The sequence below is a fragment of the Microtetraspora sp. NBRC 13810 genome, from assembly GCF_030268685.1.
In the GTDB taxonomy this organism is placed as follows: Bacteria; Actinomycetota; Actinomycetes; order Streptosporangiales; family Streptosporangiaceae; genus BSRQ01.
The window spans coordinates 142,396-168,780 of the sequence record NZ_BSRQ01000012.1; the positions used below are offsets into that span (position 1 = coordinate 142,396).

The following is a 26,385-nucleotide window of genomic DNA, read 5'->3' on the forward strand; positions in this document are numbered from 1 at the left end:
GGCGCTCAGTTGGAGTGGCGGGGGGCGGGCTCCCGGCCGGGCGGCTGGTGGATGTGCTGCTCCGGCACCGGGGTCAGCGGGTTCGGCCGGGTGACCGGCTCGGTGTTCAGCCGGAACCGCTCGCCGTGATGGGTGAGCGTGATCGGCGGCCCCTCGCGGAGCCGGTAGTGCGTCGCCTTCCGCGTGACGGTGACGCACACCAGGCTGCCCCGGTAGCGCAGCCGGAAGGCCAGCCGGGTGATGCCCGAGGGCAGCCTGGGAGCGAAGCACAGCCGGCCCTGACCGGCGCGCATGCCGCCGAACCCGGCGACCAGGGCGACCCACGCCCCCGCCAGCGACGCCATGTGGATCCCGTCGACGGTGTTGTTCTCCAGATCCTTCAGGTCCATCAGCGCCGCCTCGCCGAGGTAGCGGTAGGCGAGTTCGAGCTGCCCCACCTCGGCCGCCATGACCGCCTGGGTGCACGCGGACAGCGACGAGTCGCGGACCGTCAGCGCCTCGTAGTAGGCGAAGTTGCGAGCCTTCTCCTCGGGGGTGAACGCGTCCCCGCGCAGGTGCATCGCCAGCACCAGATCGGCCTGTTTGACGACCTGCCTGCGGTAGAGGTCGAAGTAGGGGAAGTGCAGGAGCAGCGGATACCGGTCCGGCCCGGTGGCGGCGAAGTTCCACAGGCCGTGCTTGGTGAAGCCCTCGCTCTGCGGGTGGACGCCGAGCCGGTCGTCGTAGGGGATCGTCATGGCCTTCGCCGCGTCGCGCCACGTCGCGGTCTCCTCCACGCTGACCCCGAGCCCGGCGGCCAGGTCAGGGTGGCGGGTGGCGACCTCGGCGGCCTCGCGCAGGTTCTGCTGGGCCATCAGGTTGGTGTACACGTTGTTGTCCGCGACGGCGCTGTACTCGTCGGGGCCGGTCACGCCGTCGATGCGGTAACGCCCGTCGGCGTCGTGGTGCCCGAGGGCGCACCACAGCCGGGCCGTCGCGACCAGCAGCGGCAGGCCGGTGTCCCGCTCGAACGCGGTGTCCCCGGTGGCGTCCACGTACGCGGTGACCGCGTGCGCGATGTCGGCGTTGACATGGAAGGCCGCGGTACCGGCCGGCCAGTAGCCGGAACCCTCCTCGCCGTTGATCGTCCGCCACGGGAAGGCGGCCCCGGTCAGGCCGAGCTGGCGGGCGCGCTCCTCGGCCGAGGGCAGGGTCGACTTCCGCCACGCCAGCGCGTACGCGGCGGCCCGCGAGTAGGTGAAGGTGAGCACGGGCAGCACGAAGATCTCGCTGTCCCAGAAGGCGTGCCCGTCGTACCCGGAGCCGGTCAGGCCCTTGCCCGCGATGGGCCGGTCCTCCAGGCGGGCGGCCGACTGCAACAGGTGGAACAGCGCGAAACGGACGGCCTGCTGCACCTCGGCGTCGCCCTCGACCTCCACGTCCGCGCCGTCCCAGAAGTCGTCGAGGAACTGCCGCTGGTCGGCGCACAGGCCCTCCCAGCCGACCAGCCGGGCGGCGGCCAGCGCCGCGACGACCTGGTCGTGCATGGCGGCCCTGGACCGCTTGGCCGACCAGCCGTAGGAGAACAGCTTGACCAGCCGCAGCGGCCGGCCGGGCTCCAACTGGGTGGCGACCGTCACCCGGCTGACGTCGCCGCTGCCCTCCGCCTCCACCCGGGTGCCCTCGGGCCCGTCCACGTCGTGCCACATTGCGGCGGCCACCCGCAGCCCGCTGGACCGGGTGCAGTGGACCATGATCGCCACCCCGTCCTTCGCCGGTACGTTCTCCTCCAGGACCAGCGGCGACTCCAGCACGGAGGCCGCCCGCGGGTCGCCGCCCAGGGAGCCCAGGGTCTCGTTGGCGACCAGCTCGGACTGCACGACCACACGCCGCGGCCGGTCGATCGCCTCGACCTCGTACAGGATCGCGGCGACCGCGCGGTGGGTGAAGGACACCAGCCGGGTGGAGGTGACCCGCACCTGGCCGCCGGTCGGGGAGCTCCAGTTCGCCCGGCGGGTCAGCGTCCCGGCGCGCATGTCGAGGACCCGCTCGTGCTCGTGCAGCGTGCCGTACCGCACGTCGAACGGCTCGTCGTCCACCAGCAGCCGGATCAGCTTGCCGTTGGTGACGTTCACCACCGTCTGCCCCGATTCGGGGTACCCGTAGCCGGCCTCGGCGTACGGCAGCGGCCGGAGGTCGTAGACCGAGTTGAGGTAGGTGCCCGGCTGCCCGTACGGCTCGCCCTCCTCCAGGTTGCCGCGCAGGCCGATGTGCCCGTTGGACAGCGCGAACACCGACTCCGTCTGGGCCAGCACGTCGAGGTGCAACCGGCACTCCCGCACCGACCACGGCTCCACCGTGAACGCGGGATGCTGGATCATTCCGTCCCCTCCTCCAGCAGGTCGGCGAGGTCGGTGACCACGATGTCCGCGCCGTGCTCGCGCAACTCGCGTGCCTGCCCGGCCCGGTCCACGCCGACGACGCAGGCGAACCCGCCCGCGTGGCCGGCCGCCACCCCGGCCAGCGCGTCCTCGAACACCGCCGCCTCGGCGGCCTCCAGGCCGAGCGCCTCGGCGCCCGCGAGGTACATGTCCGGGGCCGGCTTGCCGGCGAGACGGCGGCGCTTTGCGACGACGCCGTCGATCCGCGCCTCGAAGTACCCGGTGAGCCCGGCGGCCGACAGGACGCGCTCGGTGTTGGCGCTCGCCGACACCACGGCCCTGCGCAGCCCGGCTTCCCTGGCGGCCGTCACGTACCGGACCGAACCGGGGAACACCTCCACGCCGTCCCTGTCCATGATCTCCTGGACGAGGGCGTTCTTCCGGTCGCTCAGCGCGTACACGGTCCGGGCGTCCGGCGGGTCGTCCGGCGAACCCACGGGCAGGCTGATCCCGCGCGAGTCCAGGAAGCTCCTCGTCCCGTCCAGCCGTGCCTTCCCGTCCACGTACGTGTCGTAGTCGGCGACCGCGTCGAACGGCACGAAGGGATGACCCGTCCGGCCGGCCCATCCGCGCAGGAACTCGTCGAACATCGACTTCCACGCGGCGGCGTGCACCGTCGCGGTGCGGGTGAGCACGCCGTCCATGTCGAACAGACACCCGCGCACCCCGTCAGGCAATCCGAGCATCGGCCCTCCTCCCGCGCCCCCTCACCTGCGCCTACCCCCGGTGGGGGCCTCATATCACCGGCGGGGCCGCCGGAAGGCGTGAGGAGAAACGGGGCGGCCTTTCCCGCGAAGAAGGGGCGCGTTTCCCGCGAAGAGAACGGCAGGGCGATGGTGATCGATTATCCGGCACAATCGCCCGCATGACCGGAATGGCCGCCCGCCGTCGCGGTCAACGTACTGATCGCCGGGTATTCACCGGCACGCCTTATGAGGCCCGGGGCGCGCGGTCGATCCGGTAGACGTAGTGGACGGGGCCGTCGATCGGGTTGTCCGGCTCCATCTCGCCCTCCGCGACGCGGCGCAGCCCGGCCTTCTCCAGCGCCCGCCAGGAGGCCCGGTTGGCCGCGGACACCGGGACCATGACGCAGGTGGCGGACGGCAGGTCGGTCCAGGTCCGCTCGACCAAGGCGCGGATCATCGCCGGTCCGAGCCCCCTGCCGACCTGTTCCGGCTCGCCGATCAGGTAGTCGATGCCCACCGCGCCCTCCGGTACGGGGAGGACGGCGGCCAGCTCGGCCACGGAGTGCGGGGCGTCGGCCAGCATCACCCGCTGGACCAGGCCGAGCGGCCGGCCGTCGAGGAGGACGAGCAGGTCCTCGGAGGGCCTCTCGCCCCTGGCCGACGGGCCGAAGTCGCGCGCCACCGCCTCGGGCGACGTCTCGTGGTTCCACCACCGGGCCACGTGCGGTTGCTCAAGCCACGCCTTCAGCAGCGGGAAGTCCCGCTCCTTCAGCCGTCGCCACGTGATCATGCCGGGTTCTCCGGGCCTCGGTCCTCGGATCCGGACGTCAGCCTTGCTCATCTGGATCAAGCCCTACGCTCTGGATAAAGCCCTACGAAAACTGGTAAATCAGGTTATCTCCTTCGGATTCGCTGCTCACGCTCGCGTACACCCATACCCGGCCGCCGGGCATTGAGGCCAGATCGCTCACCCACGGCCGCCCGTCCGGCTGCCGCGGCAGCGCCGCCGCCCGCCACTTTCCACCGCGGTACTCGTGCACGTACCGCCCCGCAGCCAGCCACGCGCGGCCCCCGGCGGCTTCGACGGCGTCCAGCTCGGCGCCCTTGAGGGCCACCCGCATCCGCTTCCACCGCCTGCCGTCCCAGTGGAACACCGCGTCGCCGACTCCGGTGGCGACGCCCTCGCATTTCCGGTCGCGGCTGACCAGGGCGCCGGCGACCCACACGTCGGCGGCGGAGGCGGCGGCCAGGCCGGTCAGCTCCATCCTGGGCGCGTTGAAGACGCCCGCGCAGCCGTACTCGGGCTTCCGGGGGGCCGGGGCGGCGGGCAGTCCGATCTTCGGGAGCGCCTGCGCGGCCCAGCGCCTTCCGTCCCACCTCATCACCGTGCCGCCGCCCATGGCCCACACGGCGTCCGGGCCGGCCGCAGTGAGACGGTCCACCCGCCTGGGCGCCGGGACGCGCCGCCAGGAGGTGCCGTCCCAGTGGGACAGCCGGCCGTTCCCACCGGCCACCCAGACGTCACGGGCGGAGACGACCACGGCGTCGGCGACGCCGTGCCCGGCCGGCAGCGCGGGGAGGGCACGCCACGCGGTGCCTTCGAGGCGCCAGGCGCGGACCCGCCGGCCGGTCCACTCCTGGGCGACGATCCACGGCGTGCCCCCGGAGACCGCTCTGGTCAGCACGGTGTCGGCGTCGGCGTCCTTGAGCGGCGGGGGGACGGCGGCCTTCTTCCACGCCTTGCCGTTCCAGGTCATCATCGACCATGTGGAGACGCCGCCGTCATAGCTGATCGCCCACGCCCGGTCGCCGGTGCCGGTGATCTGGCGCAGCGACGTGTCGCCGACGGGGCCGCCGCGGTAGGTCGGACGCCAGTCGCCCGGCCCGGCGGCGGAAGCGGGACCGGGGAGCAGGGCGGTCGCCAGGACGACGGCCGAGGCGGTGATCTTGAGCATGCGGCTCATTCGATCACAGGCCGGAGCGGGAGAGAGGCCGAACCGTTACATCGACCCCGGCCGCCGCCACCGGGCCGATCCGGCGATCCGGGGCGCGGGACGATCGGGGCCGTGCCGGCGTAACTAGGCTGGGGAGGTGGCTCCGGCCCGAGCGCCGGAGACTTCAGGCACCCGCAACAGCCCGGCACCCGCCAGGTCCGCCCCCCGGTCGCCGGCACCGATCAGAAGGACCTCGCATGCCCTCCTCCACCGCGCACGTCGCGACCGACCGCCCGGCGCGCTATGTCAGGCAACTCGTCTCGCACATGGGCCACCGGACCACGACCGAGATCGCCGGCGACGGCCGGGGGACCATCACGCTCAGCGGGGGCACCTGCGTGCTCACGCCGTCCGGCGGCCACCTGGACCTCATCGCCACGGCCGGGGACGTCGAAGCCCTGGCGGGCGTCCAGGAGGTCATCACCCGGCACCTGCTGCGCTTCGCCACCCAGGAGGAGCTCGCCGTCGAGTGGACGGCGCCCGTCACGGCGGAGTCCATGCAGATCATCGACCCCGTCATCGGCGACTACCTGCTCACCCACTGCACACCGGCCGACGAGGTGCTCCAGGACCTGGTGGTGGAGACGCGGGAGGCCACCGGCGGGGCGTCGGGGATGCAGATCTCGCACGACGAGGGCGCCTTCCTGACCATGCTGGTCCGGCTGACCGGCGCGCGGAACGCGGTCGAGGTGGGCGTGTTCACCGGCTACTCGTCGATCTGCATCGCCCGCGGTCTCGCCGAGGGCGGCCGGCTCCTCGCCTGCGACGTGAGCGACGAGTGGACCTCCATCGCCAGGCGCTACTGGGAACGCGCGGGGGTGTCCGACCGGATCGACCTGAAGATCGGCCCGGCGATCGACACGCTGCGCGCCCTGCCCGACGAGCCGACCCTCGACATCGCCTTCATCGACGCGGACAAGGTGAACTACCCGCTCTACTACGAGGAGATCGTGCGACGGCTGCGTCCCGGCGGGCTCGTCGTGCTGGACAACGTGTTCCTCGGCGGCCGTGTCGTCGATCCGGCCCACCAGGAGGAGCACCACGTGGCGATGCGCCGGCTGAACGACCTCCTGGTGCGGGACGAGCGGGTCGAGTCGGTGATGCTCCCGGTCCGCGACGGCGTCACCCTCGCCCGCAGGCGCTGACCCGCCCCGCGCGGTCCTTGCCCCGCGCGGTCCTCGCCTCGCGCGGTCCCCGCCCCGCGGGGCGGCCCGGGACGTGCCGGCCCGGGCCGCCCGCGGTGTCAGCGGGTGCGGGGCAGGACCTGGATCGTGTCGCCCACGGGGCGCTCGCCGGTCGCGTCGGACGGGCGGTTGACGAGGGCGCCGTTCACCGCCATCGCGGAGGAGCCGCCGCCGTCCAGGTTGAGGGCGTCCACCGCGCCGAGGGACCGCATGAAGGCCGCGCCCTCGGCGAGCGTGAAGCCCTCGCTGCCGCCGCTGAGCCGGCCGTCCACGGTGACCAGCAGCAACCTGCCCTGCCGGTCGAGACCGGCCATCGTGCGCGGCTGGCGGTTGTTGGCCCAGGCGAAGCCGAAGGACAGGTCCAGCGGGTCGAGGGTGCCCTCGGTGGCGGCGTCGATCCGGATCCGGCCGTCCCGCACCAGCGTCGGGGCGGCGCTGACGATGCTGTCGTCCGCGCCCAGCCTGACCCTGCGGCCCTCTTCGTCGCGGATGTCCTCCGTCACGGTGATCTTCTTGCCCACCTCGGCGTGCTCGGTGAGCCAGTCGGCCGCCGGGCCGATCCCCTGGAGCACGGTCTGGCCGGCCGCGACGGTGCCGGCCCTGTCGCCGACCGACACGACCCGGTCCTTGGCGCTCAGCACCACCTGGACGCCGGCGCCGGTCGGCAGCGCGTGCACGTAGTCGTCGGTGAACTTCACCAGGTCGTCGGGCTTCGTGCAGGTGGTGTCGTGCCGCGGGTCGGCGGTGGGGAGCGCGCCGGGCCGGCCGCAGTTCCGCAGCAGGCCGGGGGTGCGGTTGACGCCCTCGACCGCGTGCTCGGCGCGGCCGGCGCGGGCGGTGACGGTGGTGCTCAGGTCCGCGATCCGGGTGCGCCGGCCGCCGTCCTGGAGGATCAGCGCCGCCCGCGAACCGACCGCCATCGAGGTCAGCTCGCCGTCGTAGGCGCCGATGCCCGCCATGGTGCCCTGGACGCCGTCGGCGTCGGAGGTGAGGAAGAAACCGCCGTTGACGCCCACCAGCGAACCGAGCTTGGCCGCCACCGACGAGGTCGTCTCCCGCTGGGCCACGTTGCCGTCGTGGGTGGCCTCGACCGTGCCGCGGAACCTGCGCGGGTCGATGACCGCGACGTTGACGTTCTCCACGTCGGCCGGCTGGTCGGCGTCGTAGCCGGTCCACTCCACGACGTTGCGCAGCCCCGCGGCGGTGATCCGGGCCGCCACGGATCGGGCCGCGTCCTGGGTCGGGTAGGAGCCGACCCGGACCCGTACGCCCATCAGGCCGCGCGGCGTGTCCGCGTAGTCCGGCCACGGGATCCTCGTCACCACCGGCTCGAACCCGGCGCCGCGCAGCCGGTCCGCGGTCTGCGCGGCCCACGCCTCGGTGCCCACCACGGCCCACGCCTGGGCGCCGGTGTACCGCGCCTTCACCTCGGCCTGCACGGTGACGGTCCACGCGGGCGCGGCGGCGGGGTTCCTGAGGGTCCCGGTGCGCACCTCCACACCCGGGGCGACGGTCCGCGTCGTCCACTGCGCCGTGGTCCCGCCGGTGGCCGGGGCGGCGGGCTGGGTGGCGGCCGGGGCGGCGGACTGGGCGGCGGACGGGGCCGGCGTGTCCACCGCCGCGGGTGCGGCCGGCGTGTCCGCGGCGGCCACTCCGGAGACCGACAGCGGCGCCACGGCCGCCAGTACGGCCACGCCGAGCGCGAGCCGGGCACGGGAGCCGCGACCGCGGCCTGGGCGGTTGTCCATGACACATCCTTGAGACTCGGTGGATGGCCGGACGGTATGACCGATTCCAGCCAAAATGACCAAGTCGGCAGTCCAGCGTGCCGAGACGAACGCCGAGGCGGAAGCGAGGGTGCGGCCGTGAACAACGAAATGAACGCTCGGTGGCACGCCCCCTCCCGGCGGTCCGCGCCCCGCCCGCGTCCCTCCCGGCGGGTCCGCGCCCCACCCGCGTCCCTCCCCGCGGGTCCGCGCCCCGCCCGCATCCCTCTCTGCCGGTCCGCGCCCCACCTGCGTCCCTCCCTGCCGATCGGCGTCCGGCCCGGCAGGGAGGGGGACCTCGGCATGGGCGGCCACGTCATACGGGATGGGTGGATAGTCCTGGACGCCCGGTTGTCGTGGCAGGCTTGAGAGCATGATCCGCGGGCGCGGCGGGGGCGGGGGCCACGTCGCCATGGAGGTACGTGACGCCGGCCTGCTCGGAGATTGACCTCAATATTCCTTGAGGTTTTAGGCTTCTCGCACTGACGAGGGTGGCGAAGGGGACCGGCCATGAGCATGGAGATGACCGCGTGGCACGCGCTCTACCGGGCGACACACGCCCAGGAGCGGCGCAGGCTGTCCCGGGAGACGTTGCGGCGGATCGCCGGGTTCGCCCGGCCGCACCGGCTGATGCTGAGCTGGTTCCTGCTGCTCAGTGTGGCGATGGCGGGCCTGGCCGTGGTGACGCCGGTGCTCGCGGGCGCGGTGGTGAACGCGATCGTCGCGGGCGACGACCCGGGCGTCGTCGTCCGGCTGGCGGTGCTGATCGCGGTCATCGCGGTGGCCGAGGCGGGGCTCGGGCTGGTGACCCGCTGGCTGTCGGCGAGCATCGGTGAGGGGCTGATCCTGCACCTGCGCACCGCCGTCTTCGACCACGTGCAGCGGATGCCGGTCGCCTTCTTCACCAGGACCCGCACCGGCGCCCTGGTCAGCCGCCTGAACAACGACGTGATCGGCGCCCAGCGGGCGTTCAGCGACACGCTGTCCGGGGTGGCGGGCAACCTGGTGACGCTGCTCCTCACACTGGTCGTGATGATCGGGATCTCCTGGCAGATCACCGCGCTGGCGCTGCTCCTGCTGCCGGTGTTCGTGCTGCCCGCCCGGCGGATGGGCACCCGGCTGGCCAGGCTCCAGCGCGAGGCGGCGGACCACAACGCGGCGATGGGCACCCGGATGACCGAGCGCTTCTCCGCGCCCGGCGCGACGCTGGTGAAGCTCTTCGGCAGGCCCGCGGAGGAGTCCGCGGAGTTCGCCGGCCGGGCCGGGCGGGTCAGGGACATCGGGGTGCGCATCGCGATGGCCCAGTCCACCTTCGTCACCGCGCTGACCCTGGTCTCCGCGCTGGCGCTGGCGCTGGTCTACGGCCTCGGCGGCTTCCACGCGCTGCGCGGGACGCTCGACGCCGGCGCCATCGTCTCGCTCGCGCTGCTGCTGACCCGGCTCTACGCGCCGCTGACCGCGCTGGCCGGCGCGCGGGTCGAGGTGATGAGCGCGCTGGTGAGCTTCGAGCGGGTCTTCGAGGTGCTCGACCTCAAGCCGCTGGTGGCGGAGAAGCCGGACGCCCGCCGGGTGCCCGACGAGCCGGTGTCGCTGGAGTTCGACGAGGTGACCTTCGGCTACCCGGCGGCGGACAAGGTGTCGCTCGCCTCCCTGGAGGACGTCGCGCAACTCGACGACCGCGGCGGCGTCGACGTGCTGCACCAGGTGTCCTTCCGCGCCGAGGCCGGGCAGATGGTCGCGCTGGTGGGCTCCTCTGGAGCGGGCAAGTCCACCATCGCCCAGCTCGCCGCCCGGCTGTACGACGCCGACGCGGGAGCCGTACGGCTGGGCGGGGTGGACGTGCGGGACCTCACCGCCGACTCGATCCGCGAGACGCTCGGCATGGTGACGCAGGACGGCCACCTGTTCCACGAGTCGATCCGGGCCAACCTGCTGCTCGCCCGGCCGGAGGCCACCGAGGAGGAGGTGTGGGAGGTGCTGCACAGGGCGCGGCTCGCCACGCTGGTCAGCTCGCTGCCCGACGGGCTGGACACCGTCGTCGGCGAGCGCGGCTACCGGCTGTCCGGCGGCGAGCGGCAGCGGCTGACCATCGCCCGGCTGCTGCTGGCCCGTCCCCAGGTGGTGATCCTCGACGAGGCGACCGCGCACCTGGACTCCACCTCGGAGGCGGCCGTCCAAGAGGCGCTGGGCGAGGCGCTGGCCGGGCGGACGTCGCTGGTGATCGCCCACCGGCTGTCCACCGTGCGGGCCGCCGACCTGATCCTGGTGGTGGAGGACGGCCGGGTGGTGGAGCGCGGCACCCACGCCGAGCTCCTCGCCGCCGGCGGCCGTTACCGGGAGCTTCACCACACCCAGTTCGACCAGCCGGCCGCCGTCGCAGAGGGGGTGTGACAGGGCCCCTCACGGCCGGTGACCGGGCCCGCGCGCCGTCCTAGCATCGGAAACCATGAGCGAGCAGAACGCCGGTGCCGAGCTGCGGGAGTTCCTGCGCACCCGCCGGGCTCGGATCACGCCCGAGCAGGCCGGTCTCCCGCCGCGGCCGGGGATCCGGCGGGTGCCGGGGCTGAGGCGGGAGGAGGTGGCCCATCTCGCCGGGGTCAGCGTCGACTACTACATCCGGCTGGAGCGCGGGCGCAACGGCGGCGTGTCGGCGTCCGTCCTGGACGCGGTGGCCCGCGCGCTGCGGCTCAACGCCGTCGAGCGCGACCACCTGTTCGCGCTGGCCAGGCCGGCGAGGACCCGGCCCCGCGCGATGGCGCCGCAGCGGGTACGGCCCGGCCTGCTGAGCGCGCTGGACACGCTGGCCGACGTGCCCGCCCTGATCCTCGGCCGCCGGATGGACGTCCTGGCGGCCAACCACCTGGCCCGCGCCTTCTACACCGACTTCGACGCCCTCCCGGTCCGGGAGCGCAACATGGCGCGGTTCGTCTTCCTCGGCGACCAGGCCCGCGCGCTCTACGCCGACTGGGCCGCGACCGCGCGCGGCGTCGTCGGCACCCTGCACGTCTACGCGGGGGCCCATCCGCACGATCCGCGGCTGGCCGAGCTGGTCGGCGAGCTGTCGGTCGCCGACCCGGACTTCCGGCGGTGGTGGGCGGAGCACGACGTGTTCGTCCGGGAGAACGGCACCAAGCACTACCGCCACCCGCTGGTGGGCGAGCTGACCCTGGGCTACGAGGCGTTCCACCCGGTCGGCGACCCCGACCAGACCTTCGGCCTGCACACCGTGGAACCGGGCTCGCCGTCGGAGAACGCGCTGCGCGTGCTGGCGAGCTGGACCGCGGACGGCCGGATCGCCAGAAGCGCGGGCGCCCCGCCCTCCGACCGCTGACCCGCTCCCCACCCCCGACCGGCCGCCGCCCCGGCTCACCGGGCGACGCGCAGCCACAGGTTCGTCGCGTTCGGCGCCTGGGACACGGCGACGGTCTCCAGCCTGATCCTGGTCCCGCCCGGGTGGTCGAACAGCCGGACGCCGTCGCCGAGCAGCACGGGCACGACGGACACGAAGACCTCGTCGAGCAGGCCCGCTTCGAGGCACTGCCGGGCGACGTCGGCGCCGAGGACGTTGACGTACCTGTCACCGGCGGCGGCCTTCGCCGCGGCGACCCCGCCGGCCAGGTCGCCGACGAAGGTGACGCCCGGCACCGGGACGTCCGGCGCGTGGTGGGTGAGCACGAACTGCGGCCCGCTCCACCCCCCGCCGAACGCCTCGCCCTCGCCCGGCCGGCCCTCGTACGGGTCGTCGCCGCGGAAGGTGCGGTTGCCGACGAGCAGGGCGCCGATCCGCCCGGCGAGCTCGTCCACCTCCTGGTTCGGTCCAAGATGGTCGGCCAGCCAGGACATGTCGCCGCCGTGCCCGGCGATGAAGCCGTCCAGCGACATGGCGGCCGAATACAGCAACCTGGCCATGGGGTACCTCCGTGCGGGGTCGGGTGTCGGCTGACCCCTGTTGGGACGGCGGGCGGCCGGGAAACTCATCGGTTCGCCGGCGGCAACGTCATGGGCAGGGCGAACGCCGCGAACAGGCCGGGATCGTGGAAGGCGGTGATCTCCGTGATGAGGTCGCCGTCGATCCGCGGCACGCTGATCGCGAAGGCCCGGTGGGCGGGCTCGCCGGGCGGCCGGACGTAGACGGCAGCCGCCGGGCGCCCGTTGGCCCGGGTCGGCGTCATCCGCAGCCGGCCGACGTAGTCCGGCGAGCCGGCGTCCCAGCTGGCGGCCAGCGTCGCCATGACCGCGTCCCGGCCCTGGTACCACATCGGGTAGGGCGGCATCGCCGCGCGGACCTCCTCGGCCAGCAGGCCGGCCACCGCGGTGAGGTCGGCGCGCTCCACCGCCTCCATGTACCGCCGCAGCACCGCCCGCTCCCGCTCGGTGGGCTCCGCCGCCGGCGCCCAGTCCAGGCGGCCCGGCGGCAGGTGCTCCCTGAGCGTGGCGCGGGCCCGCTGCACCGCGCTGTTGACCGCCGCGACGCTGAGGTCCAGCAGCCCGGCGGTCTGCGCGGCCGGCCAGCCAAGCACGTCGCGCAGGATCAGCGCGGCCCGCTGCCTGGGCGGCAGGTGCTGGATCGCGGCCAGGAACGCCAGCTCGATCGTCTCCCTGGCGACCACCACGGCGTCCGGTTCCGCGTCCACCGGCCCGGCCGGTTCCCACAGGCGGTCGGGGAAGGGGTGCAGCCACGGGATGTCGGTCCTGGGCGGCAGCCCGACACCGGGGTCGGACGGCTCCGCGATGTGCTGCGGCAGCACCCGGCGCGCCCGGCCGTCGAGGAAGTCGAGGCATGCGTTCGTCGCGATCCGGTACAACCAGCCGCGGAACGTCGAACGCCCCTCGAACCCGCGCAGGCCCTTCCAGGCGCGCAGGAACGTCTCCTGCACTAGATCCTCCGACTCGTCGAACGAGCCCAGCATCCGGTAGCAGTGCACCAGCAACTCCCGCCGGTGCCGCTCGACCAGGGCGGCGAACGCCGGCTCGTCCCCCGCGCGCGCCGCGGCCACCACGTCGTCGTCACCCGTCCCCAACGGCCCGTCCTCCGTTCCGTCCCCTCACGGCACGCTACGGCAGGTGGCGAGCGCTCGGTCCCCCGCCCGCCGGTGGCCGGTCCGATGGTGGCCGGTCCGATGGTGGCCCCCGTGGGGGTCGGGGGCCACCGGCTCGGACGTGCTGAGGGATCAGCAGTTGGGGGCTATGGCATCGATCCGCCTCCCGAAGTTGGTGTCGTACGCCTTGGCGTAGTCGCCGGGGTTGACCGGACGCTTCTCCTGGGGGTTCCAGTCGATGAAGCAGCCGCGCGCGTTGGCGTAGAACGAGTAGACGTGGTCGTGCAGGTAACTCGGCATGTCGCGGTAACCGGAGCCGGGGGTCCAGCGCCAGGGAGTGCCGGAGTAGTTGCGGTCGCGCCAGAGGCAGATCTCGCCGGATCCGCAGGCCGCCGCCGCGCGCTTCAGCGCCGCCTGCTCGGCCGAGTCGCCGGTCACCGCCTGCGCCGGCGCCGCGACCGCGCCGGACAGCGCGATGGCGATCATCGCCGTCGCGATGCGCCCCCGATGGGTGGAACTCACGTTGGGTCCTCCTTGTTAGCTCTGTGTAGAGCCGGACCCCGTGATTGTTACCATTACTTTACGTGTTCATGCCGTCACGCAGAGAAAAGTTGGTACGCCGGATGCCCCTCACCCCGCCGAATCGATCCGCCGCACCATGATCCGGCACACCTCGGGCCGCAACTCCCGCCCACCCAAGCAGGGCGACGTTTTCGCCGTCCTGGGTCCCAGTCCGGTCGAGCGCGGGTGGTGAACACCCTTACGGCGATCCGTCGGGCGCCCGTTCGACCGTCTCTCTTCTGGCGTGGTGAACCCAACGCCAGCCGGTGGAGCAACTGTACGGGGGGCGGACGGCAGGCGACCGGCGGCCGCCGAGCCGATTCTTTCGAAGGCGCGCACGCACTTTCCGTAGGAGGGCCAGTGGCAGCCAGATCACAAAAGCGCCTAGCAAGGACGCGACGAGATTCAATACGAGCTCGTCGATGTATTCCATGTCCTCCTCCATCTTGACTCCGAGGCCAATCGGATTCAGTGTGAAACCTTTTGGCATCGGGAGGCAAGATGGCGGAGATATTCTGGCCGTTTACATGTGAAATCGGAAGATATGCTGCTCGTCCACATAGGCTTCACTAACGCTTGTCCTGAACTCATCGAATATTCAGCGTCCGGCCTGAAGCAAGGTGAAAGCCGCGACGCAGGTCGAGGGCTTTGTCACCCGTCGCCGGGTTCCGGCCACTCGTGCAGCCGAACCGTGTCCAGGGTCCAGTCCGGCGTGACGACATGCCGGCCTTCGATCTGCACGCGGGTGAGAATGCTGTAAGAGTCGGCCGTGCTGAAGCGTGCGCGCAAGTAGGAAATGTTCCGGTCGCGGAACCGCATGTCTGTCAAGGCGCGGACCACGCCGTAGACGCCCCTGGCGTACATCCCGTTGCAGATGGTCAGTGTGCGTTTCCGGTTGTAGGGATTCGCGCCGCGATAGAAGAAACCGACGTCCTCCAGCAGGCGCAGGCCGTCTCCGGTCTTCCGGGTGAGCGGGTGGTGCCTGTGTGTGCCCGCGCCGTCGGTCACCTCGAAGTACGGCCCCCTCTCGCCGGTCCAGTCGGCCACCTGCTCCACGGGAAGTCTGATCTTCGCGAGCATGGACGCGGTGCTCTCGTTCCAGTCCACGCCGCCCAGCAGCACCAGGTGGGTGGTGAGGTCGTCGCGGTCGAGCTCGTCCGGCGCGCGCAGGGTCACCGTGCTCTGCGGGTTCGCGGCGCGGAGGTGCCCGTGCACGTCGAGAAGAGAATCCAGATCCGAGTACTTGTAGAGTTCGATGTAGTCGGGACTGCCGGGATTCGCGTACTCGATCTTGGCTAGATGTTCGTCCGGGACCCGCGAGCACACAATGGTGATCGGCCAGCCGTCCGCGAAGGACCACGGATCGGCGTCGAGGGTGTGCGACGCCGGTGAGGTCTCGTCCTCGGTGGCGATTCTCGCGTGCTGGGCGCGTAGTGCGTCATGCCGTAAGAGGTTCAGCTCGTCGAGGAGCACCGCGTGCCGGCCGAGCTCGTCGGGGGTCAGGTCGGACAACGGGAGCACGCGGGCCGTCCCGTCCGCGATCGAGCGCCTGGTGGCGAAGAACGCCGCGTAACCCTCGATCCTGGCGACCGGCGGGATCTTGGGGGCGCGGAGGGACTCCCAGGACGAGATCAGCGGGACGCTGACCCCGAGCGCGTCGCATAGTTGAGCCTGAGTGACCCGCGTGTTCGGCCAATGGTTGTCGCGAAGCTCGCGTAGCCGTCGTGCGAGTTTGGTTCGCGCAGGCTCATCGCCGCTCATTCCCGCCTCATTCACTTGAACCTCGGTGCACCCATTAGACGTCAACCGGGGCGCCGAGTCGATGAACGTTCGTGGTGCAGTGTCGGGGACAGCACCGGTGGAAATCGCCTCGCATGATCGTGGAGGGCCTTGGTAAGGTCCCGGGGAGACTGGCCGCGGGACTTCGGTGCGACTTCCGGAACCCGCCTCTTAAGCGATGATTCGCAGTTCGTTCCCCCATTCCCCGGCCGGTCCCTCAGTTGCGGGGGTGGAGCGATGGACACCTATGCCGACCTGGTCGCCTGTGAGGACGTGCTGCTGTTCGTGAACGCGGCGATCACGGGCACGGGGCAGCGGGAGTTTCACGGCACGGGGCATGAGCAGCGGTTCTCGCTGGACTTCCTGCACAGATACGTCCACGGGAACTACCCGGACATCTATCCGGCGATCCTCGCGCTGGACATCAACGACCACAACGCCGCGCTGATCATCCGGAACGTGCTGCGCGCGCCGGGGGCGGGGAGCGGGGACGGGCGGCTGATCGCGTGGCGGCTGGGCCGGATGAGCCCGCCCCGGGTCTACCGGCTCTTCGGCGAGCTGCGGCGGGACGGGGTGAACAACCGGCGGACCCGGGCGATCATGCGCGACTGGCTGGCCGGGCGGCGGGATCTCGCCTTCGACGCGGTCAAGTACCGGTCGGCGGTGAAGGCCGCCGTGCGGCACGCGCACCTGCCGCTGGAGGGGGAGCTTGGCGACTTCCTGTTCGCGCCGCGCAGCCGTACCCGGTTCGAGACGCCGGTGCTGGAGGCGTGGCGGCGGGCCCACTACGACAAGACGGCGTTGTACGAGCTGCCGTACACGGTGGCCGAGGGGTTCGCGGCGCGGCACGGGATCGACAGGAAGACGTTCCTGGAGCGGATCGCGCCCCGGCTGACCCGGTTGGAGCGGCTGCGGCTGGCGGAGTCCGGGCGGGCGGGCGGCGTGCGCACGGGGCCCGACCTGGCCGACCTGGCCGCCATGCCGCTGGTCCGGCTGGCGTCCTACGTGCTGGCGCTGCCGGCGGCGACCCGGGAGGAGCGGCGCGGCGAGCTCACCGGCGCGCTGCGGAGGTCGGCGGCGCGGGCGGCGGGGGCGCGGGCGGGCACGTGGGGAAGCGTCGCGGCGGTGCTGGACGACAGCTTCTCCTCCTTCGGGTCGCCGGTGAAGCGCCGCCCGCTGGCGGTCGCACTGGCCTGCCACTACCTGCTGGAGGCGCTGGCCGGCGACTACACCGGCCTGTGGCTCTCCCGGCGCACCGACCCGCTGAAGGTCAGGCCGTCGGGGCCGACGCCGCTGGGGCAGCGGATCATCGACGCCCTGGAGCGGCGTCCCGACCGGCTCGTCATCGTCTCCGACGGCTGGGACAACGCGCCCCCCGGCCTGGCCGCCGAGGTGCTGCGGGTCTGGCGGCGCAGGCTGGACCCGGCGGGCGAGGTCGGTGTCGTGCACCTGAACCCGGTCTACGACGCCGACGAGTTCGACGTGCGGCGGCTGTCGCCGATGGTGCCGACGGCCGGGATCCGGGACGCGGAGGACCTGCCGGCGCTGGTCGAGCTGGCGACGTTCGCCGAGGGCCGTACCGGTCTGGGCGAGCTGCGCGCCTACCTGGCGGATCGGGTGGCGCAGCGATGATCGACCTCACCGGGCTGGAGACGCGGCCCGCGCAGACCTGGGGCGCGGTCCGGCTGGTGCCGCTGGTGCGCCCGGAGCCGATCACGGACCTGCGGCTCGACGCCAAGGTGTACGGCGACGAGCTGTCCCTGGTGTCCCTGCCGGACAAATCGCACTACGTTGCCTTTGTTCCGCATGCCTTCGTCGCGTCGTGGACCGGCGACGGCACGCCCGCCGCCGCGTACGGCACGCAGCTCGGCGACCCCCGGCGGCAGGTGGGCATCAGGCTCCACCGCCGGATGGCACGGCGGGCGGACAAGAACCGGCTGCGCTTCCTGCCCCTGCACCTCGCGCTGGAGGGCTTCCTGGCGCTGCACTTCGGCGGCCCGGAGATCGCCTGGGAGGAGTGGTCGCACCGGGCGATCACCCGCGGCCTGTCGCCGCGCGCCGAGGAGGCGTACACCGGCGCGGAGATCCGCGGCCTCGACGACGCGCTCCGCGTCTTCGAGATCTACCCGGGCCAGTGCGGCCTGCTGCTGTACGTCGCCGACGCCCTGGCGAGCGCCTTCGTGGTCCCGCACCCCGAGGACTACCGCGCGCTGCACCCCACCCTGGTCCGCGACCTGTACGGCGAGCTGATCTGGGAGTACGCGCTGTTCCACCCGGTCAGGGACTTCCCCGCGGTGCTCGACGAGAGCAGGGTGTCGTCGATCGCCGGCCTGCGCGCCGAGGCCGTACGGCAGGAGCGGGAGTGGGCCGGCTTCCACGACTCGGTGATGGCGGCCGGCCTGCTCGGCGCCCCGGACCGGGTGGAGGAGGTGTACCGGCTCGGCCGGTTCCGGCTCAGCCGCTTCCTGCCCTCGTTCGAGCGGCGGGCAGAGAACCACATCGGCGAGACGATCACCGACGAGGACGGCCGGCTCGCCTACCTGAAGACCTTCCGGCTGTCCGAGGCGCAGACCCGGCGCGGCTACCTGCTGCGCACGCTGGCCGCGCACGACTGGAGCATGGCGGGCGCCGCCGCCGCGCTCGGCTGCACCGAGGCCGCGCTCGGGGTACGGCTGGCGGTGGCCGGCTTCGGATACCTGCTCCGCCAGGACGTCCTGGACGGCTACCGCAAGGCCGCACGCCGCACCCAGCCATAGCGCCCCTCCGGCCGCGTGCCCCGGCCGTAGCGCGCCTCCGGCTCGACGCCCGGCCGTGGCGCACCTCCGACCCCGTGCCCGGCCGTGGCGCGTCTCCGGCCGCGCGCCCGGTCGTGGCGCGTCTCCGGCAGGGTCGTGGGCCAGACGGTGGCCGGGATCGGCCGGCGGGGCCGGGACGGGGCTCCGGTGCGTCCGGGAGACTGGGATCCGACATTCTTCCCTTGATCGACCGAGGTGCCCATGCAGTTGACCGGTTATGACGTCGTCCTGCGGCCGTGGACCGAGGACGACCTGGCGACCATGGCGGAGCTGTTCGACGATCCCGGCATCGCCTACCGCACGCCGCTCGCCTCGCCCTTCGACCTGACCGCCGCCCGGGAGTACCTGGAGATGATCCGCCGGTCCGGCGAGCAGCGGGTGCACTTCGCCGTCACCACGGATGGCGGGCAGGCTCGCGGCGAGGTGCTGGTGAACCTGGCGGCGAGCAGCATGGGCTGGGCTGTCGGCGCCGCGCACCGCGGGCAGGGGCTGGCCGCGCGCGCGGTGCGGCTGCTGGTCGAGCACGCCCACGAGACGCTGGCCATGCCCCGGCTGTACGCGCAGATCGAGCCGGACAACCACGCCAGCATGGCGGTGGCCAAGGCGACCGGGTTCCAGCTCACGGACGAGGCACCCCAGCAGGTCGCCGACAAGGGACGCAGCTACGAGCTGCTCACCTGGCTGCACACTGTGTGACCGGATCTGGGTCACCATTCGCCGGGCTCGTCCACGAGAGCCGAAAAAATCTGGAGGCGATGTCGAGAACCCGTGGCCGGCTCCGTCCCCGCTGTGAACGCGACCAAAATAGGTCACGTCAGCACCGAGGAGAAATTCGATGGCCAAGTACTTGCTGCTCAAGCACTACCGCGGCGCCCCGGCGGCGGTCAACGACGTGCCCATGGACCGGTGGACGCCGGAGGAGATCTCGGCCCATGTGAAGTACATGAACGACTTCGCGGTCCGGCTGGAGGGGACCGGCGAGTTCGTCGACAGCAAGGCGCTCGCTCCCGAGGGGATGTTCGTCCGGTACGACGGCGAGGGTCGCCCGCCGGTCACCGACGGACCGTTCGCCGAGACCAAGGATCTCATCGCCGGCTGGATGGTGATCGACGTCGACAGCTACGAGCGCGCCGTCGAGCTGGCCGGTGAGCTGTCGGCCGCTCCCGGGGCGGGCGGGAAGCCGATCCACGAGTGGCTGGAGGTGCGCCCGTTCCTGGCCGCCCCGCCCACCATCTCGGACTGTCCGCACAGGTGAACGAGGTCCTGCTCCGGAGCCTCACTCCGAGCGTGCTCGGGATCCTCGTCCGCCGCGGAGCCGACTTCGCGGCGGCCGAGGACGCCGTGCAGGACGCGCTGGTCCAGGCGGTCCGCGTCTGGCCGGCCGATCCGCCACGGGACCCGAAGGGCTGGCTGGTCACGGTGGCCTGGAACCGGTTCCTCGACGCGACCCGGGCGGAGGCCGCCCGCCGCCGGCGTGAGGACCTCGTCGAGGATCAGCCGGCGCCCGGGCCCGCGCCCGCGGTGGACGACACGCTCCAGCTCTACTTCCTGTGCGCCCACCCGTCGCTGACGCCGTCGTCGGCGGTCGCGCTCACCCTGCGCGCCGTCGGCGGGCTGACCACCCGCCAGATCGCCCAGGCGTACCTGGTGCCCGAGGCGACCATGGCGCAGCGCGTCAGCCGGGCCAAGCGCACCGTCTCCGGTGTGCGGTTCGACCAGCCCGGCGACGTCGCCACCGTGCTGCGCGTCCTCTACCTCGTCTTCAACGAGGGCTACTCCGGCGACGTCGACCTCGCCGCCGAGGCCATCCGGCTCACCCGGCAGCTCGCGGCCGCGATCGACCACCCCGAGGTGGCGGGGCTGCTCGCCCTCATGCTGCTCCACCACGCCCGGCGCGCCACCCGGACCGCGCCCGACGGCAGCCTGGTGCCGCTCGCCGAGCAGGACCGCGGCCGGTGGGACACCGAGTCGATCGCCGAGGGCGTCGAGATCCTCCAGGCGGCCCTCGCCCGCGACCGGCTGGGCGAGTTCCAGGCCCAGGCCGCCATCGCGGCACTCCACGCCGACGCGCCCACCGCCGAGGAGACCGACTGGGTGCAGATCGTCGAGTGGTACGACGAGCTGGCGCTCCTGACCGACAGCCCGGTCGTCCGGCTCAACCGCGCGGTGGCCGTCGGCGAGGCCGACGGACCGCGGGCCGGCCTGGCGGCCCTCGCGGCGCTGGACGACTCGCTGCCCCGCCACGCCGCGGTGGCGGCGTACCTCCACGAGCGCGACGGCGACCTGGCGACGGCGGCACGGCTGTACGCCGAGGCGGCCCGGAAGGCGCCCAACCTCGCCGAACGCGACCACCTGACCCGCCAGGCCGCCCGGCTCAACGCCCGCCGGGGCCGATGACGGACCCAGCCGCACCACGCCGGACGCGGGGAGGTGCGCTGAGATCTCCATGCCGTGGTTTCCGTCACCAAGGTCACCAGGGGCGGGGGTCCGGGTCCTCGCCCAGGAGGCGGCGGGCGCGCAGGGCCATGAGCAGCGCGGTCCGGGTGAGGGGTTCGTCGAGGTCGGCGTCGAGGAGTTCGCCGATGCGCCGCAGCCGCTGGTAGAGGGTCTGCCGGTGCAGGTGCAGCCGGCGGGCCGCGTCGGCCTTGCCCTCGGGGGCGGTCAGCACCGCTTCGAGCGTGTCGATCAGCCGGGAGCCGCGCCGCCGGTCCGCGTCGATGAGCGGGCCGAGCTGTTCCCTGACGTACCGGGCGAGTCCGTCCACGTCGTAGGCCCGCATCAGCGCGCGTTCCATGCCGAGCACGGTGGCGTCGGCGACGTGCGTGCGCGGGGCCACCTGGCGGGCGATCCGCAGCACGAGCCGCGCCTCGGTGGTGCCGTGCACGAGTTCCTCGGCGGTGCGGACCGGCGGCCCTACCGCCGCCACCGCGCTGCCGGGCAGGGCGGCGGCGAGTTCGGCGGCCAGCCGTACGGCGAGGCGGCGCGGCGACCCGGGCGCGGCCATCACCATGCAGCAGAGTCCGTCCGCCTCCGCCGACACCACGGCGGGGGAACGTCCGTGCTCGTCGGCGCTCGGCGTCCCCGTCGCGCCGCCCGGCTGCCCGGCCGCCGCCGTCCGGGAGCCGCTCGGGTCGGCCGTCACCGCCCAGGCGGCGCGGTCGAGGGCGGTCAGCGCGCGGGCCGGGTCGTCGTCGTAGGCGAGCGCGACGACGTAGCCGCTCGCGGTCAGCGGCAGGCCCGCGGCCTTGAGGCGGGCGCGCAGGCCCTCGCGGTCGCCGCGGCCGGAGAGCAGGGCGCCGACCAGCCGGCGGCTTTCCGCGCTGCGCGACACGGCTTCCCGTTCGCCGCGGAGCAGGGCGAGCGCGACGATCTCGGCCGCGCGTTCCAGTGCCGCCTGTTCGATGAAGTGCTCGCCGTCGCCGTGCCGGGTGTGCAACCACCCCCAGACGGCGCCGTTGACCATCACCGGCGCCCGGTCGGGCAGGTCCCGCGCGCCATGCCCGTCACGCTGGCCATGCCCGTCACGCTCGCCATGCGCGGTCGCGGAGCCGTCGCGGGTGCGGGCGTGCGAGCCGTCGGCGACGATCTCGCCCAGCGGGCCGGCGAGCAGGACGGGCCGGTCGAGTACGGCGGCGAGCCGGGTGAGTAGTTCGCCGACGCCGGCGTTCTCGGCGAGCACCTCCGACAGGGCCCGGGAGACCTCGTCCATCCGGCGCAGCCGGTGCACGGCGACGTCCACGATCGTGCTGTTCACCGCCTCGGCCACCTCGACGAACGGCACCAGGGCGCGGAACCCGAGCATCGGCAGCCCCAGATGCCGCGCCTCCTGCACCATGTCCGCCGGGGCGGTCGTGAAGTAGCGGCACAGCTCCAGCGCGAAGCCGGCCACCCGGCGGGTGGCGAGCTGCCGGACGAAGCCGCGCAGTTCCGCCTCGGTGCGCCCTTTCAGGCCGAGGCCGGTGGTGAGCAGCATGTCACCGTCGCGGAGCAGCGGGGCGATCTCGTAGATGTCGCTGGAGTGCAGCCAGCGGATCTGCCGGTCGAGCAGGTGGTCGCCGGACAGCACCACGGGGTCGCCCCGTTGCACCACGGGATGGCTGATCAGGTCCGACATCCGGATCGACACGACACACTGTCTACCACAGACCCGGATACTACCGACAGATCGTCTATTGCCGCCAAATAGTGCATAAGGTGACACTTCTTACTTAAGTGGCCGCCTGGTGCTGTTCACCTGCTTTGAGGCCCCCAGCTCAAAGGGAGCGGGAATGAATCGAACGTCGCCGTCCGAGGCGGCCCCCTCCGAAGAGGCCGTCGAACATCAGTTGCTGCCGGTGCCGGAGGAGGCCAGGACCTCCACCGCCGCCCACCAGTTCTGGATCTGGGCGGGCGCGAACCTCGCCCCGATCAACTGGGTCCTCGGCGCGCTCGGCATCGGCCTGGGGCTCAGCCTCGCCGACACCGTGCTCGTGCTGGTCGTGGGCAACCTCGTCGGCATGGTGATCTTCGGGTTCTTCGTCCTGATGGGCCAGCGCACCGGGGTCAGCCAGATGGTGCTGTCCCGGATGGCGTTCGGCCGCAGGGGCGCCTACCTGCCCGCAGCCATCCAGGGCCTGATCGCGACCGGCTGGTGCGCGGTCAACACCTGGATCATCCTCGACCTGGTCGTCGCGCTCCTCGGCCAGATCGGCATCTCCGGCGGCGTCGGCCTGAAGATCGTCATCGCCCTGCTGGTCATGGGCGCCCAGGTGCTCATCGCCGCGTACGGCTTCCGCGCCATCGTCGCCTTCGAACGCTGGACGGTCCCGCTCAGCCTCGTCGTCGTCCTCGGCATGTCGATCATCGCCTGGACCCGGACCGGCGTGCACTGGGACTGGGCCGGCCAGAACCTCACCGGCACCGCGCGGCTCTCGGCGATGAGCACCGTGATGACCGCGATCGGGATCGGCTGGGGCATCACCTGGTTCGCCTACGCGTCCGACTACTCCAGGTTCGTCCCGGTGGGCATGTCCCGTGGGAAGCTCTTCCTGTCCTCGGTGCTCGGGCAGTTCATCCCGGTCGTCTGGCTCGGCGTGCTGGGCGCGACCCTGGCCACGGTGAGCCAGCGGGTGGACCCGGGCGAGCTGGTCGTGCGCGCGTTCGGCGCACTGGCCATCCCGCTGATCCTGCTCGTCCTGCACGGGCCGGTCGCCACGAACATCCTCAACATGTACTCGTGCACCCTGTCCGCCCAGACCCTGGACTGGAACGTGGACCGCCGCAGGCTCACCTACGGCGTGGGCGTCCTCGCCACCGTCTTCACCATCTTCCTGATCTTCCAGCAGGACTTCGCGCACACCCTGGACGCCTGGCTCGCCGGGATGGTCACCTGGGTGGCCCCGTGGGCGGCGATCATGCTCATCCACTACTGGATCTTCGCGAGGGAGCGCGTCGACGTGGCCGCGCTCTTCGACCCGCCGGGCGGTCGCCGGCTCGTCGACATCCGCTGGTCGGCCGTCGTGGCCTTCCTGGCCGGCATCGTCGCCACCTGGGCGTTCTCCTACGGCGTACCGGAGATCCTGCAGGGCCCCGGCGCCCGCGCGCTCGGCGGCATCGACCTGTCCTGGCTGGCCGGCGCCCTCGTGTCCGGCGTCGTCTACTACGCCGCCGGGCCGCGCCGGGCCGCCGTCCCGGCAGCGGAGGCCGCGTGAGAGCGGCGTCCGAGGTTCGCCGTCCCGAGCACGGGAGCGGTGTGCGCATGACGGGTATCGGTTCGATCGGGGGGACGAGTTGACGGATCTGCTGGTGCGGGGCGGACGGCTGCCGGGGCGGCCGGACCTGCTCGACGTGGTGGTCAGGGACGGGCGGATCGCGGAGATCAGGCCCGCCGGCCCGCCCCCCGCCGACGGCCCGGCCACCGTCCTGGACGCCGCGGGCGGCCTGCTCACCCCGCCCTACGTGGAACCGCACGTCCACCTCGACTCGGTGCTCACCGCCGGCGAGCCGAGCTGGAACGAGAGCGGCACCCTGTGGGAGGGCATCGCCCGGTGGACCGAGCGCAAGCCCCTGCTCAGCCGGGACGACGTCGTCGGCCGGGTCCTCCAGGTGCTGCGCTGGTACGTCGCCAACGGCGTCCTGCACGTGCGCACCCACGTGGACGTCACCGACCCGTCCCTGGTCGCGCTGCGCGCCATGGCCGAGGTGCGCGACATCGTCCGCGACGTGCTGGACCTGCAGATCGTCGCCTTCCCGCAGGAGGGCGTCTGCTCCTTCCCCGGCGGGGAGCGACTGCTCGCCGAGGCCGTGCGCGCGGGGGCCGACGTGGTGGGGGCCATCCCGCACTACGAGGACACCAGGGAGGACGGCGTGCGCTCCCTGGAGTACGCGGTGGCGCTCGCCGCCGAGCACGGCCTGATGGTGGACGTGCACTGCGACGAGATCGACGACGAGCAGTCCCGGTTCATCGAGGTGCTCGCGGCCCAGGCCCTGCGCACCGGCCTGCGGGACCGGGTCACCGCCAGCCACACCACGGCCATGGGCTCCTACAACGGCGCCTACGCCTACAAGCTGCAACGGCTGCTGCTGCGCTCCGGCGTCAACCTGGTCTGCAACCCGATGGTGAACCTGCACCTCCAGGGCCGCTTCGACGCCTATCCCAAGCGCCGCGGCCTGACCAGGGTCAAGGAGATGCTCGCCGCCGGGGTGAACGTCGCCTTCGGCCACGACGACGTCATGGACCCGTGGTTCCCCCTGGGCACCGCCAACCCGGTCCAGGTCGCCCTGGTCGGCTCGCTCGCGACCCAGCTCACGGGCATGGCGGAGATCGCCGAGTGCCACCGCATGGTGACCGACCGCGCCGCGGCCGTCCTCGGCCTGGGCGACCGGTACGGCCTGGCCGAGGGCCGTCCCGCGTCCTTCCTGGTGCTGCCCGCGCTGGACGGCGTGGACATCCTGCGCCGCCAGGTACGGCCCCGCTACGTCGTCTCGCACGGCCGCCTGGTCGCCGAGGCCCCGCCCGCCGACCCCGTGCTGCACTGGCCCGGCGAGCCCCCCGCCACCGTCGACTTCCTCCGCGCCGCCGACCCCCGCCCGTTCGCCGCCGCGCCCCCGGCCCGCGCCACCGCCGACCCCCGCCCGTTCGCCGCCTCACTCGCGGCCCGCGCCACCGCCGACCCCCGCCCGTTCGCCGCCTCACCCGCGGCCCGCGCCACCGCCGAGGCGCCGCGCGGCGGTCCGGAGGCGGGTTCGCTCGCCGCGTCGCGGGTGGCGGAGGCGGAGCCGCACCCGGTGGCCGGGCGGGACGTGACGCGGCCCGCGGAGCCGGTCACATGGCCCGGCGGCGCGACGTCGGCAGCCGTCCTGAGCTTCGACCTCGACGCGGAGGCGGTCGTGCTGACCGCCGACCCGTCGCACGCCAGCCGCCTGTCGGTGATGTCCCACCAGGCGTACGGCCCGCTGACCGGCGTGCCGCGCATCCTCTCCCTGCTGCGCCGGCACGACCTGCGCGCGACGTTCTACGTACCCGGCTACACCGCCGAGCGGTACCCGGAGGTCGTGGGCAGGATCGCCGACGACGGGCACGAGATCGCCCACCACGGCTACCTGCACGAGGCGGTGCGCGGGATGTCGCCCGCGGAGGAGGCCGCCATGATCGACCGTGGCCTCGACGCGCTGTGGCGGGTGGCCGGGCTGCGGCCGGCCGGTTACCGGGCGCCCATGTGGGAGACCACCTACGCCACGCACGGCCTGCTGCTGGACCGGGGCTTCGGCTACGACAGCAGCCTCATGGACAGCGACGTGCCGTACCTCCTCGCCGAGCACGGCGGCCCGGACGCGCGGTCCCTGGTCGAGATCCCGGTGCACTGGGCGCTGGACGACTGGGAGCAGTATGCCTACCTGCCCGAGGTCTTCGGCTCCGGGCTCATCGAGAGCCCCGCGAAGGCGCTGGAGATGTGGTCGCTGGAACTCCGGGCGATCCACGAGGACGGCGGCTGCTTCTCCCTGACCAACCATCCCTTCCTGACCGGCCGCGGCGCCCGCCTGCGCGCCCTGGAGCAACTCGTCGAGCTGATGAAGTCGCTCTCCACGGTCTGGATCGCCCCCGCCGGCGAGGTCGCCGGGCACATCGCCTCCCTCGCCCTCACCCCCCGCCACTTCCCGCAGCCGTTGATCGATTGACCAG

At 72.9% G+C, this 26,385-nt stretch carries 20 protein-coding genes; 10 read left to right on the forward strand and 10 right to left on the reverse strand.

What is annotated here, in order from left to right; all coding sequences use genetic code 11:
• Positions 1-5: 5 nt before the first annotated feature.
• The 4 genes from QSK26_RS23920 to QSK26_RS23935 form a co-directional block, all read right to left on the reverse strand.
• On the reverse strand, positions 6-2,360 hold the full coding sequence (locus QSK26_RS23920; RefSeq protein ID WP_285777476.1) for a glycoside hydrolase family 65 protein: 2,355 nt from the start codon (positions 2,358-2,360) through the stop codon (positions 6-8).
• Positions 2,357-3,106 carry a beta-phosphoglucomutase family hydrolase gene (locus QSK26_RS23925; protein WP_285777477.1) on the reverse strand — a complete coding sequence of 250 codons (750 nt, stop codon included), beginning with the start codon at positions 3,104-3,106 and terminating at the stop codon, positions 2,357-2,359. Before QSK26_RS23925 ends, QSK26_RS23920 begins: the two co-directional genes overlap by 4 nt.
• A 244-nt stretch (positions 3,107-3,350) precedes the next feature.
• Positions 3,351-3,896, reverse strand: coding sequence for a GNAT family N-acetyltransferase (locus QSK26_RS23930; protein ID WP_285777478.1), 546 nt, complete (start codon positions 3,894-3,896; stop codon positions 3,351-3,353).
• Between the two features lie 82 nt (positions 3,897-3,978).
• Positions 3,979-5,061, reverse strand: a complete 1,083-nt coding sequence (locus tag QSK26_RS23935; protein WP_285777479.1) for a hypothetical protein — start codon at positions 5,059-5,061, stop codon at positions 3,979-3,981.
• Positions 5,062-5,297: 236 nt separating this feature from the next.
• Between QSK26_RS23935 and QSK26_RS23945 the strand changes: the two genes are divergently transcribed.
• A complete protein-coding gene (locus QSK26_RS23945) occupies positions 5,298-6,245 on the forward strand; it encodes a DUF2218 domain-containing protein (RefSeq protein ID WP_502888738.1) in 948 nt (315 codons plus the stop codon).
• A 98-nt stretch (positions 6,246-6,343) separates the two neighbouring features.
• On the opposite strand, the gene QSK26_RS23950 is transcribed toward QSK26_RS23945, so the two are convergent.
• Positions 6,344-8,032, reverse strand: a complete 1,689-nt coding sequence (locus QSK26_RS23950) for a phosphodiester glycosidase family protein (protein WP_285777480.1) — start codon at positions 8,030-8,032, stop codon at positions 6,344-6,346.
• 528 nt (positions 8,033-8,560) lie between these two features.
• Between QSK26_RS23950 and QSK26_RS23955 the strand changes: the two genes are divergently transcribed.
• Both QSK26_RS23955 and QSK26_RS23960 read left to right on the forward strand, forming a co-directional pair.
• On the forward strand, positions 8,561-10,441 hold the full coding sequence (locus QSK26_RS23955; protein WP_285777481.1) for an ABC transporter ATP-binding protein: 1,881 nt from the start codon (positions 8,561-8,563) through the stop codon (positions 10,439-10,441).
• Positions 10,442-10,496: 55 nt separating this feature from the next.
• Positions 10,497-11,381, forward strand: a complete 885-nt coding sequence (locus QSK26_RS23960; protein ID WP_285777482.1) for a helix-turn-helix domain-containing protein — start codon at positions 10,497-10,499, stop codon at positions 11,379-11,381.
• A gap of 35 nt (positions 11,382-11,416) precedes the next feature.
• On the opposite strand, the gene QSK26_RS23965 is transcribed toward QSK26_RS23960, so the two are convergent.
• The 4 genes from QSK26_RS23965 to QSK26_RS23980 all read right to left on the reverse strand — a co-directional run bounded on the left by QSK26_RS23965 (position 11,417) and on the right by QSK26_RS23980 (position 15,411).
• On the reverse strand, positions 11,417-11,959 hold the full coding sequence (locus tag QSK26_RS23965) for a dihydrofolate reductase family protein (RefSeq protein ID WP_285777483.1): 543 nt from the start codon (positions 11,957-11,959) through the stop codon (positions 11,417-11,419).
• Between the two features lie 65 nt (positions 11,960-12,024).
• Positions 12,025-13,071, reverse strand: a complete 1,047-nt coding sequence (locus QSK26_RS23970; protein WP_285777484.1) for a sigma-70 family RNA polymerase sigma factor — start codon at positions 13,069-13,071, stop codon at positions 12,025-12,027.
• A gap of 150 nt (positions 13,072-13,221) precedes the next feature.
• Positions 13,222-13,611, reverse strand: a complete 390-nt coding sequence (locus QSK26_RS23975; RefSeq protein WP_285777485.1) for a peptidase inhibitor family I36 protein — start codon at positions 13,609-13,611, stop codon at positions 13,222-13,224.
• 690 nt (positions 13,612-14,301) lie between these two features.
• Positions 14,302-15,411, reverse strand: coding sequence for a helix-turn-helix domain-containing protein (locus QSK26_RS23980; RefSeq protein WP_285777486.1), 1,110 nt, complete (start codon positions 15,409-15,411; stop codon positions 14,302-14,304).
• Between the two features lie 255 nt (positions 15,412-15,666).
• Here QSK26_RS23980 and QSK26_RS23985 point away from each other — a divergent pair, with 255 nt between their 5' ends.
• The 5 genes from QSK26_RS23985 to QSK26_RS24005 all read left to right on the forward strand — a co-directional run bounded on the left by QSK26_RS23985 (position 15,667) and on the right by QSK26_RS24005 (position 20,621).
• On the forward strand, positions 15,667-17,061 hold the full coding sequence (locus QSK26_RS23985; RefSeq protein ID WP_285777487.1) for a hypothetical protein: 1,395 nt from the start codon (positions 15,667-15,669) through the stop codon (positions 17,059-17,061).
• The gene (locus QSK26_RS23990; protein ID WP_285777488.1) at positions 17,058-18,185 is read left to right on the forward strand and encodes an ARPP-2 domain-containing protein; all 1,128 of its coding nucleotides are present in this window, start codon (positions 17,058-17,060) and stop codon (positions 18,183-18,185) included. Before QSK26_RS23985 ends, QSK26_RS23990 begins: the two co-directional genes overlap by 4 nt.
• 240 nt (positions 18,186-18,425) lie before the next feature.
• Complete coding sequence (locus tag QSK26_RS23995; protein WP_502888739.1) at positions 18,426-18,920, forward strand: GNAT family N-acetyltransferase; 495 nt, start codon at positions 18,426-18,428, stop codon at positions 18,918-18,920.
• A gap of 139 nt (positions 18,921-19,059) precedes the next feature.
• A complete protein-coding gene (locus QSK26_RS24000; protein WP_285777490.1) occupies positions 19,060-19,479 on the forward strand; it encodes a YciI family protein in 420 nt (139 codons plus the stop codon).
• Entirely contained in the window at positions 19,476-20,621 is a 1,146-nt protein-coding gene (locus tag QSK26_RS24005; protein WP_285777491.1) for an RNA polymerase sigma factor, read from the forward strand. Before QSK26_RS24000 ends, QSK26_RS24005 begins: the two co-directional genes overlap by 4 nt.
• Before the next feature lie 73 nt (positions 20,622-20,694).
• On the opposite strand, the gene QSK26_RS24010 is transcribed toward QSK26_RS24005, so the two are convergent.
• Entirely contained in the window at positions 20,695-22,350 is a 1,656-nt protein-coding gene (locus QSK26_RS24010) for a PucR family transcriptional regulator (protein WP_285777492.1), read from the reverse strand.
• A gap of 142 nt (positions 22,351-22,492) precedes the next feature.
• Between QSK26_RS24010 and QSK26_RS24015 the strand changes: the two genes are divergently transcribed.
• Positions 22,493-23,914: a purine-cytosine permease family protein gene (locus QSK26_RS24015; protein WP_285777493.1), complete on the forward strand. Its 1,422-nt coding sequence runs from the start codon at positions 22,493-22,495 to the stop codon at positions 23,912-23,914.
• A gap of 79 nt (positions 23,915-23,993) precedes the next feature.
• On the forward strand, positions 23,994-26,381 hold the full coding sequence (codA, locus tag QSK26_RS24020) for a cytosine deaminase (RefSeq protein WP_285777494.1): 2,388 nt from the start codon (positions 23,994-23,996) through the stop codon (positions 26,379-26,381).
• Positions 26,382-26,385 lie beyond the last annotated feature (4 nt).